Here is a 19,903-nt window from a genome sequence, read left to right as displayed (position 1 = left end):
CATGACTGAAAAAACCAATACCGCTGAAAAGAGTTTGCTAGGGCAGAGTACCCATTATTGCAATCAATATGACCCCAGTTTGCTGTTTCCCATTCCGCGCCAAGAAAAGCGTGATGAGTTGGGTATTCGCTTAGATAATTTGCCATTTGATGGGCTGGATATTTGGACGGCTTATGAGGTGTCTTGGTTAAACCCCAAGGGTAAGCCCGTGGTGATGGTGGCCGATTTTAGTTTTCCGGCAGACTGTCCCAATTTAATTGAATCTAAGTCCTTTAAGTTGTACTTAAACTCCTTTAACGGCACCAAGTTTTCTTCGCCAGAGGCGGTGTTGTCCTTGATGGAGGCCGACTTGTCGGCGGCGGCCGGTGGTGATGTGTTTGCAGAATTTCGCAGCGTGAATGACGAGGAAACCCTAATCGGTCATTTGCCAGGCGAGTGTTTGGATGAGTTGGATATTCGCGTTGACAGTTATGCGTTGACGCCTGAGGTGTTGACCACCGATGGCTCTTTTGTGAGCGAAACGCTTAACAGCCACTTGCTAAAATCCAACTGCTTGGTCACAGGGCAACCGGATTGGGGGTCGGTGGTGATTCGTTATGAGGGGCCGAAAATCAATCATGAGAATTTGCTGAAATACCTGATTTCGTTTCGTGAGCACAATGAGTTTCACGAGCAATGTGTCGAGCGAATTTTTACCGATCTGATGAGCCACTGCAACCCCATAAAACTTACGGTTTATGCGCGTTATGTGCGCCGTGGCGGGCTAGATATTAATCCGTATCGCTCCAATTTTGAAGATGAATTTGACATCAGCCGCACGGTGCGTCAGTAATGTTGCGGTTGCTTAACGGGCTATTTGGACTGTTTGGTTATGAATGGGTTTTAGACACAACCCCTTACGAGCCACAAGCGTCATCGCCGAGAACCGATGAAGGCTGGGATGACCTTTATCAACATAATCCGCGCTATATTTTGCGCAAAAAAGTGAGTTAAAAATGAGTGAAGCGGCGGTTTTAAATATCAAAAATGCCCTCAAGGCTAAGCAACTTTTAGAACGCTTTGATGTGAATGCTTTGCGGTTGCAAACTAAAAATTTTACTGACCATCAAGAAGCGACCGATATTTTAAATATGCTCTCAGAAGCGCTTGAAGAAGCCATTGAAAATGGCACGCATCCTGCCGAGTTGCAAAGTCGAGCCAATCTTTTAGCGCAATTGGCGTTTGCTGAGGGGTTTGAACAGCATGAAGTTGAAGAGCTGTTAACTCTACGCCCCAACCCAAATGGCAAGCGTCCCACTTAATATCCTTTAGGTGTTCAACTTTAAAAAGAACAAATTGAATAAATTATGAAGCCTTATTTTGGTTTAGAATAAGCAGATTAACTCATAGATGACACGGGATTTGCAGTTCATGTTTTCACGCCGACACCTTCTTAATACGCTGTTTTTAGCCTCTGCCAGTGCCTTAGGTTTAAGCGCCTGTGACCAAAGTTCTGAGGATAAAACAGCCCAAAACAAACCAGAATTGTTGCTTTATTGTGGCATTACCATGGTGCCGCCCCTTAAGAAAATGGCGGAAGCCTTTGAGGCGAACACCGGCATTAAGGTGATCATTACCCAAGGTGGCTCGCAAGATTTATATGAGGCCCTTAAGTTTAGCCAAAAAGGGGATTTATATTTGCCTGGCTCAACCGCTTATTATGACAAAAATAAAGCCGATGGCTTTTTCACCCAACGCGCTTTTTTAGGCTTTAACCGCATGGCGTTGGTGGTGGCGAAAGGCAATCCCAAAAATCTCACCGCAGACTTAGCACAATTAACCGACACCAAACTTAGTGTGATCTTATGTGACCCTAAGTCAGGCAGTGTCGGTCAAGCTACTCAAAAACTCCTTAAGAAAGTCGGCTTAGAAGAAGCCGCTTATAAAAATGCCACCTATATCGCCACCGATTCGCGCCGTATTAATGAGGCCTTTAAACACCAAGAAGCCGATATTTCTATCAACTGGCAAGCCACTACCACCTGGGAAGCTAACCAACCTTATGTGCAGGCCATTGAACTGCCAGATGATTTGGCGCAACCCAGACGCTTAGAAATCAGTGGGCTGAGTTTTTCTAAACATCCTGCCGAGGCGCAGCAGTTTATGGACTTTGCCGCGTCAGCAGCAGGCTTAAAGATTATGAAAGATTATGGTTTTTTTAATGAGGCAGAATGGCAAGCTGCCCATCAGAAATAGCCAGCATTGATCCAACTGAAATCAACCTTATAAATCACAACTCTATGGCATTTTGACTTATGTTTACTAACGCTACTGATCATGTCACCAGCACCCCCAAGCAACTGCGCGCCAAATTGTGGCTGTTGTTGCTCATTTTTGTGTTGGGTTTTAGTTTGCAAGCCGGGTTGTATGTCAGTTATATGAGTTATTCCAACGCCCTAGACAAGCAAATCGCCAATGCCGAGGTGCAGGGCATTTTGGGTAACGACCTAAACCATAATGTTAACAGCATGCAAATGCAGTTTTATGAGCTGACGGTTGCTAATAATGTCAAACACCGCGAAAGCATCTTAAAAAAAATAGATGACGAAATCGCTAAAATTCATCATTTGGTCGCTTTGTTGGAAAAGGGCGGTGATTTTACCCATGTGATTTCCCTGAATTTGCCCGATAAAGATGACTTAAGTTTGGCCTTAAGTTACAACCCCATTCAAAATAGCCAATACAACATCTTACGCATTGATTTAATCCCCAAGCTTAAAAGTATTCGACTTAAGGCACAAGAAATCAGTGACAGCTTGAGCTTAATGTATGACTTGATTGATGAAGAGGCCAAGTCCGATTTATTGGCGCAACGCATCCAGCAAAATAAAATGTTGCTCAAACAATCGGTGCCCATGTTTGACCGTTTGCAAGAAAACACCAATCGTGTGGTGTATGAACAGGTGCAGTATTTACAAACCCTAAAAGCGCAAGTTAAGGCCGAAAAACACCAATATCTTTTACGTTATATCGGGCTCAGTTTGATGGTGATTGTGCTGGGATTAATGTTTTTTTATTGGATCAGTCAACACATTCAGCAGATGGCGCAAGAGTTAGATGTTGAAAAAGACCGTGCCTTGCAGGCGACCGAAAGTAAAAGTAATTTTTTGGCCAACATGTCGCACGAAATTCGCACGCCTTTAAATGCCATTGTTGGTTTTATTCAGTTGTTGCGCGCCAAAGAAACTGACCCAGAAAAAATGACTTATCTCAAAACCATCGAACAGTCCAGTCATGGTTTGGTCGCCATTATTAACGACATTCTCGATTTCAGTAAAATCGAAAGCAATAAACTCGATTTAGACAAGGTGGACTTTGAAACTTTTGAAGCCTTTAACTCGACCGCAGAATTGTTTAAAGCCCATGCCTCGCAAAAAAATATCACCCTTGAAGTGGATATAGCGGCCAATTTGCCGCCGGTATTGCACAGCGACTCGTTGCGTTTAAAACAAATCATGAACAATTTGCTGTCCAATGCCATCAAGTTTACTGAACCAGGCAAAACGGTGTTTTTAAATATTTCGTATCCGCAAGACAAGCAATTAAAAATTGAAGTCATCGACCAAGGCATAGGTATTTCACCCGACCAACAAAGCAAAATCTTTGAAGCCTTCTCGCAAGCAGAGGCTTCAACCACGCGCAAATATGGCGGCACAGGCTTAGGTTTGGCTATTTGCGCCCGTTTGGTTGAAATGTTGGGCGGGCAACTCAAAGTAGAAAGCGAAGTGGGCAAAGGCAGTTGTTTTTACTTTGAAATACCCATAGACATAGGGCAACCCATTGCACAGGTGCAAGCACCCATGGCCGCGCCAGAAACTTTTCATGGCCATCTATTATTGGTGGAAGACAACAAAACCAATCAGCTACTCATGTCGGCCATTTTGCGCAAACTCAAACTGACCTTTGATATCGCCAACGATGGTGTTGAAGCCATCGATGCCGTGCAACAACAGCAATATGATCTCATCTTGATGGATGAAAATATGCCCAACATGAACGGCATCGTTGCCAGTGGCCATATTCGCCAATATGAGCAACAAAATCATTTAAAACACACGCCCATCATTGCGTTAACCGCCAATGCCATGAAAGGTGACCGCGAAAGATTCTTAGCCGCCGGCATGGATGAATACCTCAGCAAACCCCTCAATATTGCCTTGCTCAAACAACACCTCAGCACCTTCTTGGCACCCGCGCCAGAAAATGTTTAAAAAGTGCCCAAAAACCGCCTAAAAATAACCAGGCCTGGTTGTTTTTAGGGCGCATTTCGCCTAAAAATCATAAGGTTATATAGCTTTTCTGATGGCTAGGTCATAGCAGTGGTATAATTTAAGGTTATTTTAAAAACCTTTTTCAGGATACTCCTATGCTTGGCGCACCTAATATCAATTCTTACCGTAAATTCTGGGCTCACCGTTTTGGCACGGCACCGTTTTTACCCATGTCGCGCGCCGAGATGGATGCGCTGGGTTGGGATTCGTGTGACATTATTTTGGTCAGTGGCGATGCCTATGTTGACCACCCAAGTTTTGGTGCAGCAGTGATTGGTCGCGCGCTTGAAGCGCAAGGGTTTCGTGTGGGCATTATCGCTCAACCCGAATGGCAATCGGCGGAACCCTTTAAAGTTTTGGGCAAGCCGAATTTGTTTTTTGGGGTCACCGCCGGCAATATGGATTCCATGATTAACCATTACACCTCTGACCGCCGTATTCGCCATAACGATGCCTACACCCCTAATGATGAACACGGCAAACGCCCTGACCGCGCAGTGATGATTTACACCCAACGCTGTCGAGAAGCCTACAAAGATGTGCCCATTGTGATTGGTGGTATTGAAGCCAGTTTGCGCCGCATTGCCCATTATGATTATTGGTCAGACAAGGTGCGTCGTTCGATTATTTTAGATTCTAAAGCCGATATTTTGTTGTACGGCAATGCCGAGCGTGCCTTAATTGAAGTGGCGCATCGTTGTGCCAAAGGCGAACACCCCAAAGACATGAAAGACATTCGTGGCACGGTGTTTCCGGTGAAAGCGATTCCTGAAGATTTTATTTTAATGGATTCCACCGAGGTGGATACCCCCGGCAAAATTGACCCCATTTTGAATCCTTATGAAATGGTCACCGAAGAAAGTTGTGCCACCAATAAGCAACAAACTCAAGACGAAAAAGCCGGTGTCACAGTGGTGAAAGTCGCTTTGCAAATTCCGCGTAATCATCCTCGTGATAAAACCGTGATTCGTATGCCGTCGTTTGAGCAGGTGCGTGACGACCCAGTGCTTTATGCCCATGCGTCACGCGTGTTTCACCTAGAAACCAATCCCGGTAATGCCCGCGCTTTGGTGCAGCGTCACGGCAATCGCGATGTCTGGATTAACCCGCCACCGATTCCACTGACCACGCCCGAAATGGACAGCGTATTTGATTTGCCTTACGCCCGCGCACCCCATCCGTTTTATGGTGATGCCAAAATTCCGGCTTGGGACATGATTCGTTTCTCGGTCAATATCATGCGTGGTTGTTTTGGAGGCTGTACTTTCTGTTCGATTACCGAGCACGAAGGGCGCATTATTCAAAACCGTTCAGAAGCCTCGATTATCAAAGAAGTTGAAGAAATTCGTGACAGCGTAGAAGGCTTTACCGGCATTATTTCCGACCTAGGTGGCCCCACAGCCAATATGTATCGTTTGGCCTGTAAAGACAAGCGTGTAGAAAGCAATTGTCGGCGTTTGTCGTGTGTGCATCCTGGCATTTGTCGTTATTTAAACACCGACCAAATGCCTTTGGTAGAGCTGTATCGTAAAGTGCGTGAAGTGCCTGGCGTTAAAAAAGTGTTGATTGCTTCAGGCTTGCGATACGACCTGGCGGTTGAAACACCTGAGTATGTCAAAGAATTGGTGACGCATCATGTGGGCGGTTATCTCAAAATCGCCCCAGAACACACCGAAGAAGGCCCGCTGACTAAAATGATGAAGCCGGGCATAGGCACTTATGACCGCTTTAAAGAGATGTTTGAAAAGTTCTCCAAAGAAGCGGGCAAAGAACAATATTTAATTCCCTACTTTATCGCCGCCCATCCCGGCACCACCGATGAGGATATGATGAATTTGGCCTTGTGGCTCAAAACCAACGGCTTTAGAGCGGACCAAGTGCAGGCGTTTTTACCCAGCCCTATGGCGTTGGCATCGGCAATGTATCACACCGATTTAAACCCTTTGCGTAAAATTCACCGTGACGATAAAGACGAGAAAGTGTTTACCCCCAAAGGGATTAAACAACGCCGTTTACACAAAGCATTTTTGCGCTATCACGATGCCGAAAACTGGCCGCTGCTGCGTGAAGCCTTGCGTGCCATGGGGCGTGAGGATTTAATTGGTAACAGTAAACATCATTTGGTGCCCACTTATCAGCCCTTAGGCACAGGTAAATCGGGTGGCGAAGGCGCGCGCACTGGGCGTAAGCACAGCACGCAAAAGTTTTTGACCAAAATTACCGAGGAAGGGCGCAAGCCTTTACCCAATCAAGGCAAGCCCAAACCTGGCAAAGGCAAGGGTAAGCCAGTCAATCCGTCTGCCAATAAATCCGCTGATAAAAATGCCAACAAACCAGACAACAAATCTGGTAACAAGCCAGTGAATAAAACCAGAGGCAATCGCCCGCCCAAACGCCCTTAATCAAGGGCATAAGGCGAAAGGATCATAGAATAGAATATGACTAACCCCGCATCAAAAACAGAGTCTGTTTTCAGCACTTGGTTCAAAATTATCGTACCCAGTCTGGTGATACCTGTGGCGGGGGCGCTGGTTTTAAACCAACTGTTTGATAGCGCGCAATGGGTTAATGAGCCGTTCCATGCCTTATTGGAAAGTATGGGGTCTTTCTCGGCCTTATTTTTGGCCATGTTCATTATCACCATGCGCAACAACCAACGCCTTTGCCCTAGGTATATTTGGGTTGCCACCACCTTGATGGGCATGGGATTGTTGGATGGATTTCATGCAGGGATATCAGCGGGTAATGCCTTTGTTTGGCTCCACAGTTTGGCAACCTTTGTCGGTGGGGTAACTTTTGCCTTGGTTGTGCTACCGGTGCGTTACGCGCAGCTGCCAGCTGTTAATAAAGCGCCTTGGATCATGTCGTTGTTCGCGGTGACGGTGGGCATAGGTTCGGTTGTCTTTCCTGAATGGATTCCGCAGATGATTCGTGATGGCCACTTCAGTGGCACGGCTGAAGTGCTTAATTTTATTGGCGGTCTTGGGTTTATCTTAGCGGCCATTCACTTTATGCAAAAGCAAAATACCACAGATGTCTTTGAGCGAGCGCTCTTGGCCAACCATACGCTTTTATTTGGTGCGGCTGCTTTATTGTTTCATTTTTCATTGATTTGGGATGCCACCTGGTGGCTATGGCATGTTTTGCGATTGATTGCCTATGTGGTGATTTTGGTTTTCTTTTTAAGGCTCTACTTCGACAGTGTCCGAGAAATTCGCATCAACGAGCAAAAGCTTACCGAAAAAACCAGAGAGTTAGAGCGCGAGCGTAGCTTAACCTCTGGCATTATTGAAAACAGTCCTTCCATCATCTCTTTAAAAGATACCGATGGGCGATACATGGTGGTTAACCAGCCATTTTGCCGTTTATTTGGACTCGATAAAACGCAGGTTTATGGTCAGAGCGCAAATGATTTATTTGAAACCGCCATTGCGGCAGGATTGTTAAGTGCCGACACGCAAGTTTTAAATCAAAATCAAAGCGTTGAAAGCGAAATTGCCATCACTTTAAATGGCAAAATATTCACTTTTATATCCACTAAATTTCCGCTCAAAGATGCCAGTGGCAGTGTTTACGCCATCGGGTCTATCCTGACTGACATCACCCAACGCAAACGCATTGAAAATGAACTCTTGCTCTCGCAGAAAATCATCGACCATACCAACGAAGGTGTGCTGGTCACCGACAGCCAAGGCATCATTACCAAAGTGAATATTGCCTATTCGGAAATTACCGGTTATTCCGCTAGAGAACTGCTCAATAAAAGCCCTAGATTTTTAAAGTCGGGGTTACATGACGATGCTTTTTACCAAAAAATGTGGAAGTTTTTAACCGACACAGGCCACTGGTCTGGCGAAATTTGGGACCACAAAAAAAACGGTCAAGCGTTTCCGCAATGGTTGAGTATTTCAGCAATTAAAGATGCCCAAAAAGTCGTGACCCATTATGTCGGTATCATGCACGATATTACCGCCGAAAAAAATATCGAAGCTGAGCTTAAAAACATTGCCTACTACGATGCTTTAACCGGCATTCCCAACCGTGTGCTGTTTAAAGACCGACTTACCCACGAGATGGCGCACAATCATCGCGAAAACACCCAAATAGCCCTGTTGTTTATAGACCTGGATGACTTTAAGCTGGTGAATGATTCCTTGGGTCATGATGCGGGTGATGAGTTACTGGCATTGGTGGCCAAGACCCTCAAACAGCAGGTGCGTAGCAGTGATACCGTGGCCAGATTAGGCGGTGATGAGTTTGCCATTATTTTGCCGCAGCTCACCGAGTTTGAAACCGCCTCTAAAATTGCGCAAAAAATCATCACCGAACTTCGAGCACCGGTGAGCATTCAAGGCCGCTCTTTAACGGTGGGCGCCAGTATCGGGATTTCAACCTTTCCCAATGATGCTTTAAGCGTGGAAGAGCTCACCAAATTTGCAGATTTAGCACTCTATTCGGCTAAAAATGCCGGCCGCAATAACTTTAAATTCTTTTCACAAGCGCTGCAAGATCAAACCAATCACTATATCGAATTACAGGCCGGATTGAAAAAAGCCACTCAAAACCACGAGTTTGAGGTTTATTATCAACCCAAAATCTGTTTGCAAACCCAATCCTTAGTGGGCATGGAAGCCCTTATTCGTTGGAATCATCCAGTAAAAGGCGTGTTGACTCCCATCGAATTTATCAGTTTTGCCGAACAAACCGGCTTGATTTTGCCTATCGGTGCTTGGATTTTACAGGCAGCTTGTCGGCAAGCGGAGATTTGGTCACAAGCACTCAATCGCTCGTTAGAAGTTGCGATTAACCTCTCGACGCAACAATTTAAAGATGAAAAGCTCATCAAGGTTATTCAGCAAGCCTTGCAAGAAAGCGGTGTTCACAAGGCGCGTGTTGAATTAGAAATCACCGAAACCAGTTTGTTTGACAACATTGAACAAGCCATTCAAACCATGCACGCCATTCGTGAATTGGGCATAACGCTAGCGATTGACGATTTCGGCACTGGTTTCTCATCCCTCAGTTACCTCAAGCGTTTTCCCATCAGCACGCTCAAAATAGACCGCTCGTTTGTTAAAGATTTGGCCGTCGATGAAGACGACAAAGCGATTGTAGAATCCATTATCGCCATGAGTGAAAAACTCAAATTAAAAGTGGTGGCCGAAGGCATAGAAACCCAAGCACAATTGGATTTGTTGAAAGAGCGCAATTGTCACTATGGCCAAGGCTATCTGTTCGCCAAACCCCTCAGAGCCGAAGAGTTTGAACGCTTATATATTCAATCTTAGGCACCCTTAAAAGACGCAAGTCGTAAGGTGGATTGTTTAAGTGGAATTTAAGCGCTTAAATAGATGCCAAACGACAACTTACCAACCCTTGGGCACAGGTAAAGCGTGTGGTGAAGGCGCGCGCACCGGGCGTAAGCACAGCACGCAAAAGTTTTTGACCAAAATTACCGAGGAAGGACGCAAGCCTATACCCAATAATGGCAAGCCCAAACCTGCAAATGGCAAAGGTAAACCATCAAACCAACCAGTTAATAAAAACGCCAATAAATCTGCTAATAAGCCAGCGGGATCAGGTGCAAACAAACCTAAATCCTCACGCGCACCTAACCGTCAAAGGAAATAGCGCTTTGGAATTTGGTGAGCCTGCTTTTAACTGAAGGCGCGTCAAGATTCTGGGGCTTGCCAGCTTTTAATCTACTCTGGAATACGCTGGTGTTCTATGGGGTTGGCAATAAAGTAACCTTGTCCAAGATGGCAGCCCATTTTAATAAGTGTTGTGCCGTGAGCCTCTGTTTCGACAGGTTCGGCAACCACCTTTCTATTCATTGTTTTAGCAAGACCAATCATGTTTTCAAAATTTAAATATCTTTTTCTTGGTCGAACCAGTAGCGCACAAAGCTTTGGTAAATTTTGATAGTTTGCAATGGCAAATTTTTAAGTAGAGATAGATGAAAAGCCGGAGCCAAAGTCGTTTAATGCAAATTGAATTTGCTTGGCTTTGCAACTTTCAGTAAATATTGCGTCATGACACTTGTCTTTTAAACTAAAAATTCGCAATTATATCTAAATTATTTGTTGTTAGGGTTTTGAAATTTTAAAAAAAACGTTTAAAAGTCGTAATAAATTTATATCCTTATAAAAAATTAATCTTAATATCAAAATCAGTTAAAATATATTTTTTTAGTTTAAGCTAAAGATATATATAAATTTTGGAGAAAAAAATGGTTAAAAAAATTATATTTTTGATTGGTGTTCTGAGCATTGCTTTCTTGTCAGGGTGTGCTACTCATGCAAATATTGAAATGAAAGCTTTAACAAAAGTGAGTAACAAAGGTTTTGAGAATAAATCTTTTTCTTATGAAATATTTTATTCACAACCACGTCCTGGTGTCTTTTCTGATGGAGAGCAGCTCGCTTTAAAGCCTCTTAAAGATCAGGAGCTTTCAGTGGCTGCTGCAAACACACTTTCTAAGATTGGGGTTTACATGGAAGAGCAATTACCTGTCTCATCAAAAGTTGTCCCAGCCAATGGTGACTATAATTTGAAAATTTCAATAATTGCACATGATAAACATGGCCCTAGTTATGCTGATTATGATGCGTTAGCAAGCTTTGGGAAAGGCCTTATAACATTTGGGTTAGGCAGTTCAGAATATACTATCAAGGCAGATTTTGATATTACTTATGCATTAATTAATACTCGTAATAATGAGTTAGTTTTTGAGAAATCATTTAATGTTAAAGATAGTGTTGATCATGAGCGCAGTAAGTTAGAAAGCATATCATCAACTCAAGATTATGCAGGCAAATTGTTTGAAAAACATATTACTTCTACTATGAATGAGTTTATGACCGATAGTGCTAAAAAAATCTAATCCGTACCATAAAAGCCAAAAGCCACCAGCAAAACGCAGCCCGTCGCCATTAAGAATAACTCGGTGAGTTGGGTTATGGTTTCTATAAAGTTAGGGTTCAAAACTTTCTCCTTTAAAGTCAAATAGCTGACCACTGTCTTCTGGGGTCAGTTCTTGAAGTACATGCCATAAATTTTCTGCCGTAAAAGCCGGCGATTGTAGTTGGTCGTTGGTTAGGTTTTTGGTAAAGGGTTTAGACAGTGCGGTATCGGTGGTGCCAGGTTGTAAGCCTACTAAAGTGATGGGCGCGCGTTTGCGTTGTAGCTCAATGGCTAGGTTTTTGAGCAACATATTCATAGCCGCTTTGCTGGCACGATAGCTGTGCCAGCCGCCCTTGCGGTTATCGCTAATACTGCCAACTCGGGCAGACAATACGCCCATTTTACAAGGGTGTTTTAAATCTAGGTGTTGTAACAAAGTTTGTAACACCATCACTGGCCCTACCGCATTCAGGGCAAAACTGCGCATGAGATTTTCGGGTTTGAGCTGTTGATAAGACTTCTCAGGTTGCTGTGTTTCATCATGTAAAAAACCACTCGCCAAGAAAATAAAATCAATCTTTAACTTGGCACTTGCCTGCGGTTTAGACAGTTCTGTTAGCGTTTCTGCCAAGGCTTCAGGGGCGTTTAAATCCCACAAAACATCCAAAATTTGACCAGGCGTGGTTGGGTTTAGCGGGGCTAAACGCTCTAAATGCCGCGCAAACCGATAAACGGTGGCGTCTGGGTGTTGTTTTAGAATTTCTAACACCATGGCATGACCTATGCCACCACTGGCCCCAAACACCATGGCTGTAAAGGGTTTTGTTTGATTAAGCGCTGCTGAATTTTGTGCTTGGGTCATGCTCGATCCTCAGTTGGCTTTATATTATACGACTATGATACAAATTGTATAATTAATTGCGCGTTGTTGTACAATAATTGTCAATCCTTAACCGATATCGGTCATCAGCGAGCGCCAGTTATGTCATCAAAGCCATCTCATCCACACAATTTAACGAATACTCAATCCGGCATCCAAGCTGCGCGTATTCCCACCAGCCGTTTGAGTCGCCTCAGTAAAATGGGGCAGTTGGTGGGCGGTGTGGCTGGCAGTATGTTGGCGCAAGGCAGCAAGCAGTTGTTGCAGGGGCAGCGACCTACCGCCAAAGAGCTACTGCTGAGTGTGCAAAATGCCAAACGCTTAGCCGAACACCTTTCGCAAATGCGCGGCGCTGCCATGAAAGTGGGGCAGTTGTTGTCGATGGATGCGGGCGATTTAATCCCAGAAGAACTCACCTTGGTGTTAGCTAAGTTGCGCTCTGAGGCCAAGTCGATGCCGCTCAATCAATTGGTGGGGGAATTAGAGGCCAGCTGGGGTAAAGACTGGCAGGCGCAGTTTCAGCGTTTTTCGTTTTACCCAATTGCGGCCGCATCGATTGGTCAGGTGCATGAAACGCACACCCAAGATGGACGGCATTTGGCGTTAAAAATTCAATACCCCGGTATTCGCACCAGCATTGACAGCGATGTGGATAATCTTGCCAGTTTGTTACGCCTATCGCGTTTGATTCCCAAATCGGTCAACCTAGACCCCATTTTGCAAGAAGCCAAACTGCAGTTGCACGCCGAAGCCAATTATCTTTATGAAGCCGATTGTTTGAAGCTTTATCAACAACATTTGGGGCAAGACCCGCATTTTACGCTGCCCAAGGTTCACGACGATTTAAGCAGTGAAACCATTTTGGCCATGGATTTTGTGGAAGGCGTTGCGATTGAATCCAGAGTGCATGCCTCGCAAGTCGAGCGTGATTTGATTATGCAGCAGTTATTTAAATTGTTGTTTAAAGAAATGTTTGTGTTTCAGCTGGTGCAAACCGATCCCAACTTTGCCAATTACCAATTTAACCCCAAAACGCAACGCATTGTATTGTTAGATTTTGGCGCAACGCGTTCTTACAGCGACAGTATTTCCCAGGGGTATTTAAAGTTGATGCGTGCCGCGCAGCATGGCGACTTAAAGGGTGTAGAAGCGGCGGCTGAACAAATTGGCTTTTTTAGCCAAACTATTTTGCCCAGCCAAAAAGCGGCGGTGTTAGATTTGTTTATGTTGGCCTGCGAACCCTTGCGCCACGCGGGCACTTTTGACTTTGTGCAAACCGATTTGGCGCAACGCATTAAAGACCAAGGTATGGCACTGAGCTTGGAGCAAGACTATTGGCATACGCCACCAGCGGATGCGCTGTTTTTTCATCGCAAACTGGGCGGATTATATTTGCTGGCCGCCAAACTCAAAGCCCGCGTCAATTTGCAGGCGCTATTTTTAGAAGTGACCGAACCCTTAGCAGACTAAAGTCTGCGCCCCAGTGTTGCAGACTATTTGGGGCGAAGGCTTTAGCCTTCTGTTGCAATTGATTTTGATAAGGACCATTTATGCATTTAAACGCCCAACACATTCAAGCCTTGCCCTTGGGTGAGCGCATTCATTTGATTAACTCCATCACCGGCATCAAACCTGCCAATTTGATTGGCACTATCGACTCGCAAGGTCAAACCAATTTGGCGGTGTTTAGTTCGGTGGTGCATTTGGGCAGCGACCCAGCCTTGATTGGTTTTGTGCTGCGTCCACCAGGTGAGGTGCCGCGCCATACCTACGAAAACATTCAAGAAGTGGGCTGTTACACCATCAATCACATTCACCCCAGTTTTGCGCAACAGGCGCATTTAACCTCGGCCAAGTTTGCCAAACAGCAATCCGAGTTTGAACACTGTGATTTAGATGCCGAATTTATTGCCGATTTTAAAGCGCCTTTTGTGGCCGCATCTAACATTAAATATGGCCTAGCGTTTGCCGAAGAGATATTGATTGCCCGCAATAATACCCGCTTAATCATTGGCGAAATTCAGCACATACTTCTCAATACTAACCCCAAAACATCCGATGGAGGATTGGATTTAGAACTCAGCCAAAGCGTTGGCATCAGTGGACTCAACAGCTATTATCAATTTAAACGCCTAGATACCTTTGCACAACCCAAGCCCTAAAAATGACCAGGCCTGGTTGGTTTTAGGGCGGTTTTTTGGGATTTTAGGGTTTTTGCGTTGCTTTTTCCCAGGTTTTTAACCAATGTTGCAGTGCTGGGAGTGCCATGGGTTTGGCGAACCAATAGCCTTGTGCCGTGTCGGCGCCTGCGTTTTCAAAAAAGGCGACTTGCGCTGGGTTTTCAACGCCTTCCACCACGGTTTTGAGTTTGAGCGCTTTGGCCATGGCTATGATGGCATTGCACACGCCCGTATCTTCAGGTGAAACAATCACTTCTTTAACAAAAGACATATCCACTTTAAGGGTTTGCAGCGGGAGATTTTTGAGGGTATTCAAAGAAGAATAGCCGGTTCCAAAATCATCCAGTGCGATGCAAACACCCAGCGCATGGAGTTGCTCAAAAATCATTCTAACCTTATCTAGGTCGTGCATGGCAACGCGTTCGGTTAACTCTAATTCTAAACATTGAGCGCTTAAATTAGGGAAAAGCGCCAAGTGATTTTTAATGCGCTTAATAAAGGCCGGGTGAATGAATTCTCTGGATGAAATATTCACACTGACTCTGGGGGCGTTAAAGCCTGCCTGTTGCAACTGGCTGAGCATTTGCAAACTCTGTTGAATCACCCAGTCAGAAATATCGATGATGAGATCCGATTTTTCGGCGATGGGAATAAAGTCGGCGGGTGAGATATTGCCCATTTCTGGGTGGTTCCAACGCAAAAGGGCTTCAAAGCCTTCTAGTTGATGGTTTTGGAAGTTAACCTGGGGCTGAAAAACCAGGGTGAGTTTTTGGTGAATTAGCGCATTACGCAAGGCCACATCAATGGTGACGAAATCTTGTGAGGATTTAATCATCCAGTCTTCAAAAACCGTGTAGCTATTGCGACCATTGGTTTTGGAATAGTACATGGCAACATCGGCGAATTTAAGTAGGGTTTCAAAGTCTTGACCGTGGTCGGGATAAATGGCCAAGCCGATGGAGGCTGAAATATTCATTTCCACATCATTGACAAAATAAGGCGCGGTTAAAATGCCCACCAATTTTTGGGCGGTATGCGCGGCGGCTTCACATTCTATGGCATCGAGCATTAACACAAATTCGTCACCGCCAATGCGGCTTAGGGTGTCTTGTTTGCGAATTTGGGTTTGGATGCGTTGCGTCACTTCTTTAAGCAGGCTGTCACCTGCGCCATGGCCGTAGACATCGTTAATTTCTTTAAAGTGGTCTAGGTCGATATACAAAATGGCAAATTCTATTAGGGTACGCTCTACTTCTTTGAGTTTTTGCTCAACCCGTTCTCGTAATAAAAAGCGATTGGCGGTACCGGTGAGAGAGTCGTAAAAAGCCAGTTGTTGAATTTCTTCTTCGGCGAGTTTTCGAGCGGTAATGTCACTGAAAACCCCAAGATAGTGACTGACTTGATGTTTGTCGTCGTAAACCAGGCTGATGGTGAGAAATTGCGGATAGACTTCGCCAGTTTTGCGGCGGTTCCAAATTTCACCTGACCATTTGCCTTCGCTTAAGAGGGTTTGCCACATTTTTTCATAAAAACTTTTGGGATGTTTGCCAGAGGATAATACGCTGGGGTTTTTGCCGAGGACAGATTTTTCGTTATAGCCTGTGATGTTTTCAAAAGCCTTGTTAACTGACAAGATTTGGTTGTTTTGATTGCAAATCATAATGCCTTCTTGGCCTTGAGAGAAAACTTGCAAGGCAATCTTAAGACGCATTTCGCTGAGGCGTTGTTCGGTAATATCCAGCGAAATACCTGCAACAGCATAAATCTCGTTGTTAAGGTTTTTAAGCGGGAATTTATTGCTGAAGAAAAAGTGCTCTTTACCATCTTTGAAGAAATGCTCTTCGTAATTAATGGGGTGATGAGTGCTTAAAACCAAGCCATCGTTATTAAAGTGGTTTTTGGCATCTTGCTCGCCCATGAGATCATAACGGTCTTTACCAATCAGTTGATTAGCGTCTTCTAACCCCACCAGTTCGGCGAGTTTGTTATTGGCAAGAATGCATTTGCCTTCGCGGTCAAACGCATAGACAAGTGTTGGGCTGTTATTGATAATCGACTCAAACAGTTGCCATTGTTCTTGTTTGGCGATTTCTAGACTCAAATCGACCAGTAATAAAATGAACTGGGCATCTGCTTGGCCATTGCCATAGCCTTGGCTAGATGGCAGTCTGACTAGATGCCCCGCCACGACCTGAGTGCCTTCGGAGGTATAGAGCTCTAGGGTTTGTTCGCGCAGGCTGAGTGAGGATTCGCGGGTTAAGTTTTGGGCAAGCCAACTGGCGCTGTCTTGCGAAAAGTAGCGATACAAAGAGTGATTAAGCAGATGGTGGCGTTTTTTGAGTTGTAACAGCTTGAGGGCTTGATGGTTGATTTCATTAATAACGCCCATGGCGTTGATCAGCAGGGCAGCTACGGGCAAAGACTCAAAGAGCATTTGATAAAGCGTTTGGCTGCTTTGCAATTGGTTTTGCGCTAAACGCAGGGTTTGATTTTGAATTTCCAACTCTGCTTGGTAGACACGCAATTCTTCAAACACGCTGTCTAGGTTGGCTTGTTGCGCTGGAGTGACGCCTTCGAGTTGCAAGTCGCCATTGGAGAGGGCTTGTAAGGCTCTATCTCTGAGTTTAGAGCGTTCTTCTTGGCTTAAAATGCTGTCTGGCGCGGGTGTTTCAGTCGAATTCATGGGTTTGGTCTTCAATCCAGGCGGTAATATTGTTGTGGCTGACCACGACACCATATTCGTAATGACCTAGGATGGGGGCAACATTCATCACAAACCAGCGTTTTTCAGTTGGGCTGTGACAAGGGTATTTGAGGCTGAAAAATGCCGTTTGCCCTTCTAAAACTGCTTTAACGCCATAGTAGGCTTTTTGGATAGAAGGGTCTGCGCTATCGTCCATCACATGACAAGATTCTAGGTAGTTATTGCCCACCCCTGAGAACTTGAGCAATGGATCGCCATTGGCTTTAGCAAAGCGTTTCCATGCGGTATTGACCATGGCAATGGTGCCATCATTGGCCAATACCGCAACATGTTCGGGTAAGGCATCTAGAATGGATTGCAGGCGCAATTTGTCTTGGATGGCACTGACATCTGTTAAGGTCGCGACTGCACCAGGCAAGGGGTTGGAGGCTACATGATAGGGTAGAATGCGCAATAAATAGGTGTTGCCATTTTCACTGCTGATTTCTTGCTCGAAAATTCGCCCAGTTTGCAGGGTTTTTTCAAAATATTGCGTTAAGTCGGCATTGTGCAAAGTATGACGAATATCGCTGAGCGGGCGGCCAATGTCTGAGTCGCGTAACTTAAATAACCCAACGGTATCTGGCGTAAAGCGGGTAATTTGCAGCTGCGGGTCTACAAAAATGGTGGCTACGCCAACCGCCATGGCCATGCTGTCGAGGTCGGCATTGGCTTGATTAAGGCGCAATACTTTTTCTTGGAACTCGGCATTAACGGTGTTCATTTCTTCGTTTACGGATTGCAGCTCTTCGTTTGAACTTTGCAATTCTTCATTAGAGGCCATGAGTTCTTCATTGGTGGCTTGCAGTTCTTCGTTGGAGGTTTCAAGCTCTTCAATGGTGGCTTGCAGGCTTTCACGGGTGGCGGCTAATTCTTGTTGCAGTATTTCGATTCGGGCACTGGTTTCGGCGTCGATATCAACCACCTTCAAGTCGAGCTTGCCTGCCAAATTTTGCTCTTCAAAAACCACGAGTGCAAAGCGCTCATCTGATTCTATAACAATCGGTCTGACGCAAATGCGCAGTGTGCGTTGTGAAAGGTCGTTGGCTTTGAGGGTAACCATGTCTGAATACAAAGTGGTTTTGTCTTTGAGCGCTTTAAATAATAAAGCCGACACCACCGACACCAAGATTTCGGGCAGGATGCGATTAACATCTAAACTGGCAGAGCCTTCTCTTAGCCTGAGGTAGGCTTGTAAATCACCAAAAATATGAACCACTTCATGGCGTTCGTTGACCAAAATCGCCGGTGGCGTATAGGCTTTTAATAAGTTGGCAGTGGATTCATCAATCAGGGAAATATCATTTAACACTCGGCTACGCAATTGGGTGCGTTGGCGCTTAATGGCGTGCGGCATGTAGAGTTGGTTGTCGCTGATGTTGGCTTCTAAAATAAAGGGCAAACTGACTTGAGTGCGCTGAAATAACTTGTATTTATTGCTCAGAGTCGTGAAGCCTTTACTCATGCCGGCCAAGGATTCGCTGGAACCTAAAAACAAATATCCTTCAGAACGCGCCGCATATTGCAAACGATGCAAGGCTCTCACTTGTGCTTCAGACTTAAAGTAAATTAAGGTGTTGCGGCAAGACACTAAATCCATACGGGTAAAGGGCGGGTCTACTAAAAGGTTATGGCGTGCAAAAACCACGCATTGACGCAGTTCGGGTTTAACGGTATAAACCGAGCCGGTTTTATGGAAAAATCTTTCTAATCTTTCTGGGGTGAGTTCAGCAGCCACCGACTCTGGGTATTGCCCCGCCGCCGCGGTTTCTAAAATCAGCGGGTTGGCATCGGTGGCAAATATTTTGAGGTTTGGCCAGCGTTTTTCACGCTCAAAGGCTTCCATAAAAAGCATGGCGATGGAATAGACTTCTTCCCCGGTGGCAACGCCGGCACTCCAAACCCGAATGGTTTCGCCCACGGCGACTTTGGTGACGATATCTTGAATCGCGACTTTGGCTAATTCTTCAAAAGCCAGGGTATCTCTAAAGAAGCTGGTAACGGGGATAAAAAGTTCGCGTCTTAGGTTGGCAACTTCGGTGTTGTCTTCTTCAAGTAATAGGGCATAGTCTTGCATATTGGCAATGCGTTTAACTTGCATACGGCGTTCAAGTCGGCGAGAAACCGTAGCCATTTTATAGTCGTGAAAATCGACGCCACCGGCTTGCGCTAAACGCTGAAATATCATTTCTAATGCAGATTCTTCATCAAAAGGGCGTTCACTGCTGAGGGTGTTGTTGGTTGCAACTCTCTTTTGGGGATTTTTAATATGTGCAACGATGCGTTCTGCTAAGGCTTCTGGGGGCAAAATTTCATCAACCAAACCTGTGGCAATCACACTGTTGGGCATGCCATCAAATTTAGCCGTGGTTGGGTCTTGTGCCAGTAAAAATCCACCCGCATCATTAATGGCATAGGCGCCGCGCGTGCCGTCTGAACCTGTGCCAGATAAAATAACGCCTATGGCATGCGCCTTGGAGTTTTCAGAGAGAGAATTTAGAAAGATATCAATCGGCAAGGTGAGAACATGCGGGGATTTTCGCGTGAGCTGAAAATGATGGTTTACTATGCGCATCAGTGTGCCAGCGGGGATAAGAAACACCTTGTTGGCTTCGATTTTCATGCCATGTTCCACGAGGTGAATGGGCATTTGAGTGTAGCGGGCAAGCAAGTCCGACATCATGCTTTTGTGGTCTGGTGATAAATGCTGCACCACCACAAATGCCATCCCAGTATTGTTTGGGCAAGTTGAAAAAAAGCGTTCAAGCGCTTCAAGACCGCCAGCCGATGCCCCTATTCCGACCACATATCCGTTGTAATGGGGTGATTCTGTCGGAGGTGTTTGTGGGGACTGGCTCACTTTAAATCCTTTAAAGTTTGATTAAGC

15 protein-coding genes are annotated in these 19,903 nt (G+C 45.2%); 10 read left to right on the top strand and 5 right to left on the bottom strand.

The window, feature by feature from the left end:
• Window position 1 precedes the first annotated feature (1 nt).
• The 7 genes from queF to THMIRH_RS11775 all read left to right on the top strand — a co-directional run bounded on the left by queF (window position 2) and on the right by THMIRH_RS11775 (window position 9,598).
• Entirely contained in the window at window positions 2-832 is an 831-nt protein-coding gene (gene queF / locus THMIRH_RS11805) for an NADPH-dependent 7-cyano-7-deazaguanine reductase QueF (protein WP_173292287.1), read from the top strand.
• Window positions 832-993, top strand: a complete 162-nt coding sequence (locus THMIRH_RS11800) for a hypothetical protein (protein WP_173292286.1) — start codon at window positions 832-834, stop codon at window positions 991-993. The genes queF and THMIRH_RS11800 overlap by 1 nt, the downstream gene beginning before the upstream one ends.
• A gap of 2 nt (window positions 994-995) precedes the next feature.
• A complete protein-coding gene (locus THMIRH_RS11795; RefSeq protein ID WP_173292285.1) occupies window positions 996-1,301 on the top strand; it encodes a hypothetical protein in 306 nt (101 codons plus the stop codon).
• Between the two features lie 109 nt (window positions 1,302-1,410).
• On the top strand, window positions 1,411-2,235 hold the full coding sequence (modA, locus tag THMIRH_RS11790; protein WP_173292284.1) for a molybdate ABC transporter substrate-binding protein: 825 nt from the start codon (window positions 1,411-1,413) through the stop codon (window positions 2,233-2,235).
• 59 nt (window positions 2,236-2,294) lie between these two features.
• Window positions 2,295-4,250 (top strand): ATP-binding protein, encoded by a 1,956-nt coding sequence (locus THMIRH_RS11785; RefSeq protein WP_173292283.1) that lies wholly within the window; start codon window positions 2,295-2,297, stop codon window positions 4,248-4,250.
• Window positions 4,251-4,405: 155 nt separating this feature from the next.
• The gene (locus THMIRH_RS11780; RefSeq protein WP_173292282.1) at window positions 4,406-6,712 is read left to right on the top strand and encodes a YgiQ family radical SAM protein; all 2,307 of its coding nucleotides are present in this window, start codon (window positions 4,406-4,408) and stop codon (window positions 6,710-6,712) included.
• A gap of 36 nt (window positions 6,713-6,748) precedes the next feature.
• Window positions 6,749-9,598: an EAL domain-containing protein gene (locus THMIRH_RS11775; RefSeq protein WP_173292281.1), complete on the top strand. Its 2,850-nt coding sequence runs from the start codon at window positions 6,749-6,751 to the stop codon at window positions 9,596-9,598.
• A gap of 78 nt (window positions 9,599-9,676) precedes the next feature.
• Here THMIRH_RS11775 and THMIRH_RS11770 read toward each other — a convergent pair whose 3' ends face one another.
• Together THMIRH_RS11770 and THMIRH_RS11765 are read right to left on the bottom strand one after the other, a co-directional pair.
• The gene (locus THMIRH_RS11770) at window positions 9,677-9,901 is read right to left on the bottom strand and encodes a hypothetical protein (RefSeq protein WP_173292280.1); all 225 of its coding nucleotides are present in this window, start codon (window positions 9,899-9,901) and stop codon (window positions 9,677-9,679) included.
• A gap of 111 nt (window positions 9,902-10,012) precedes the next feature.
• The gene (locus THMIRH_RS11765; protein ID WP_279585849.1) at window positions 10,013-10,165 is read right to left on the bottom strand and encodes an EAL domain-containing protein; all 153 of its coding nucleotides are present in this window, start codon (window positions 10,163-10,165) and stop codon (window positions 10,013-10,015) included.
• A 374-nt stretch (window positions 10,166-10,539) separates the two neighbouring features.
• On the opposite strand from THMIRH_RS11765, the gene THMIRH_RS11760 reads away from it, so the two are divergent.
• The gene (locus THMIRH_RS11760) at window positions 10,540-11,193 is read left to right on the top strand and encodes a hypothetical protein (RefSeq protein WP_173292278.1); all 654 of its coding nucleotides are present in this window, start codon (window positions 10,540-10,542) and stop codon (window positions 11,191-11,193) included.
• Between the two features lie 90 nt (window positions 11,194-11,283).
• Here the strand turns inward: THMIRH_RS11760 and THMIRH_RS11755 are convergent, their stop codons facing one another.
• Window positions 11,284-12,075: an SDR family NAD(P)-dependent oxidoreductase gene (locus THMIRH_RS11755; protein ID WP_243831453.1), complete on the bottom strand. Its 792-nt coding sequence runs from the start codon at window positions 12,073-12,075 to the stop codon at window positions 11,284-11,286.
• Window positions 12,076-12,195: 120 nt separating this feature from the next.
• On the opposite strand from THMIRH_RS11755, the gene THMIRH_RS11750 reads away from it, so the two are divergent.
• A complete protein-coding gene (locus THMIRH_RS11750; protein WP_173292277.1) occupies window positions 12,196-13,563 on the top strand; it encodes an ABC1 kinase family protein in 1,368 nt (455 codons plus the stop codon).
• An 80-nt stretch (window positions 13,564-13,643) separates the two neighbouring features.
• Window positions 13,644-14,255 (top strand): flavin reductase family protein, encoded by a 612-nt coding sequence (locus THMIRH_RS11745; protein WP_173292276.1) that lies wholly within the window; start codon window positions 13,644-13,646, stop codon window positions 14,253-14,255.
• Window positions 14,256-14,298: 43 nt separating this feature from the next.
• Here the strand turns inward: THMIRH_RS11745 and THMIRH_RS11740 are convergent, their stop codons facing one another.
• Window positions 14,299-16,956, bottom strand: a complete 2,658-nt coding sequence (locus THMIRH_RS11740) for a sensor domain-containing protein (RefSeq protein WP_173292275.1) — start codon at window positions 16,954-16,956, stop codon at window positions 14,299-14,301.
• A complete protein-coding gene (locus THMIRH_RS11735; protein WP_173292274.1) occupies window positions 16,943-19,876 on the bottom strand; it encodes a chemotaxis protein CheB in 2,934 nt (977 codons plus the stop codon). Before THMIRH_RS11735 ends, THMIRH_RS11740 begins: the two co-directional genes overlap by 14 nt.
• Window positions 19,877-19,903: the final 27 nt, after the last annotated feature.

The organism is Thiosulfativibrio zosterae (genome assembly GCF_011398155.1).
Classification (GTDB): Bacteria; Pseudomonadota; Gammaproteobacteria; order Thiomicrospirales; family Thiomicrospiraceae; genus Thiosulfativibrio; species Thiosulfativibrio zosterae.
The sequence above is the reverse complement of the archived record's forward strand: the minus strand, read 5'-3'. Positions and strand labels throughout refer to the sequence as shown.

What these genes read in the sequence shown, in the direction of transcription:
- THMIRH_RS11780 (WP_173292282.1), top strand. Translation starts at nt 4,406, where the DNA reads ATGCTTGGCGCACCTAATATCAATTCTTACCGTAAATTCTGGGCTCAC.
- modA (WP_173292284.1), top strand. Translation starts at nt 1,411, where the DNA reads ATGTTTTCACGCCGACACCTTCTTAATACGCTGTTTTTAGCCTCTGCC.
- THMIRH_RS11750 (WP_173292277.1), top strand. Translation starts at nt 12,196, where the DNA reads ATGTCATCAAAGCCATCTCATCCACACAATTTAACGAATACTCAATCC.
- THMIRH_RS11795 (WP_173292285.1), top strand. Translation starts at nt 996, where the DNA reads ATGAGTGAAGCGGCGGTTTTAAATATCAAAAATGCCCTCAAGGCTAAG.
- THMIRH_RS11765 (WP_279585849.1), bottom strand. Translation starts at nt 10,165, where the DNA reads ATGATTGGTCTTGCTAAAACAATGAATAGAAAGGTGGTTGCCGAACCT.
- THMIRH_RS11785 (WP_173292283.1), top strand. Translation starts at nt 2,295, where the DNA reads ATGTTTACTAACGCTACTGATCATGTCACCAGCACCCCCAAGCAACTG.
- THMIRH_RS11755 (WP_243831453.1), bottom strand. Translation starts at nt 12,075, where the DNA reads ATGACCCAAGCACAAAATTCAGCAGCGCTTAATCAAACAAAACCCTTT.
- THMIRH_RS11745 (WP_173292276.1), top strand. Translation starts at nt 13,644, where the DNA reads ATGCATTTAAACGCCCAACACATTCAAGCCTTGCCCTTGGGTGAGCGC.
- THMIRH_RS11775 (WP_173292281.1), top strand. Translation starts at nt 6,749, where the DNA reads ATGACTAACCCCGCATCAAAAACAGAGTCTGTTTTCAGCACTTGGTTC.
- THMIRH_RS11760 (WP_173292278.1), top strand. Translation starts at nt 10,540, where the DNA reads ATGGTTAAAAAAATTATATTTTTGATTGGTGTTCTGAGCATTGCTTTC.
- queF (WP_173292287.1), top strand. Translation starts at nt 2, where the DNA reads ATGACTGAAAAAACCAATACCGCTGAAAAGAGTTTGCTAGGGCAGAGT.
- THMIRH_RS11800 (WP_173292286.1), top strand. Translation starts at nt 832, where the DNA reads ATGTTGCGGTTGCTTAACGGGCTATTTGGACTGTTTGGTTATGAATGG.
- THMIRH_RS11740 (WP_173292275.1), bottom strand. Translation starts at nt 16,956, where the DNA reads ATGAATTCGACTGAAACACCCGCGCCAGACAGCATTTTAAGCCAAGAA.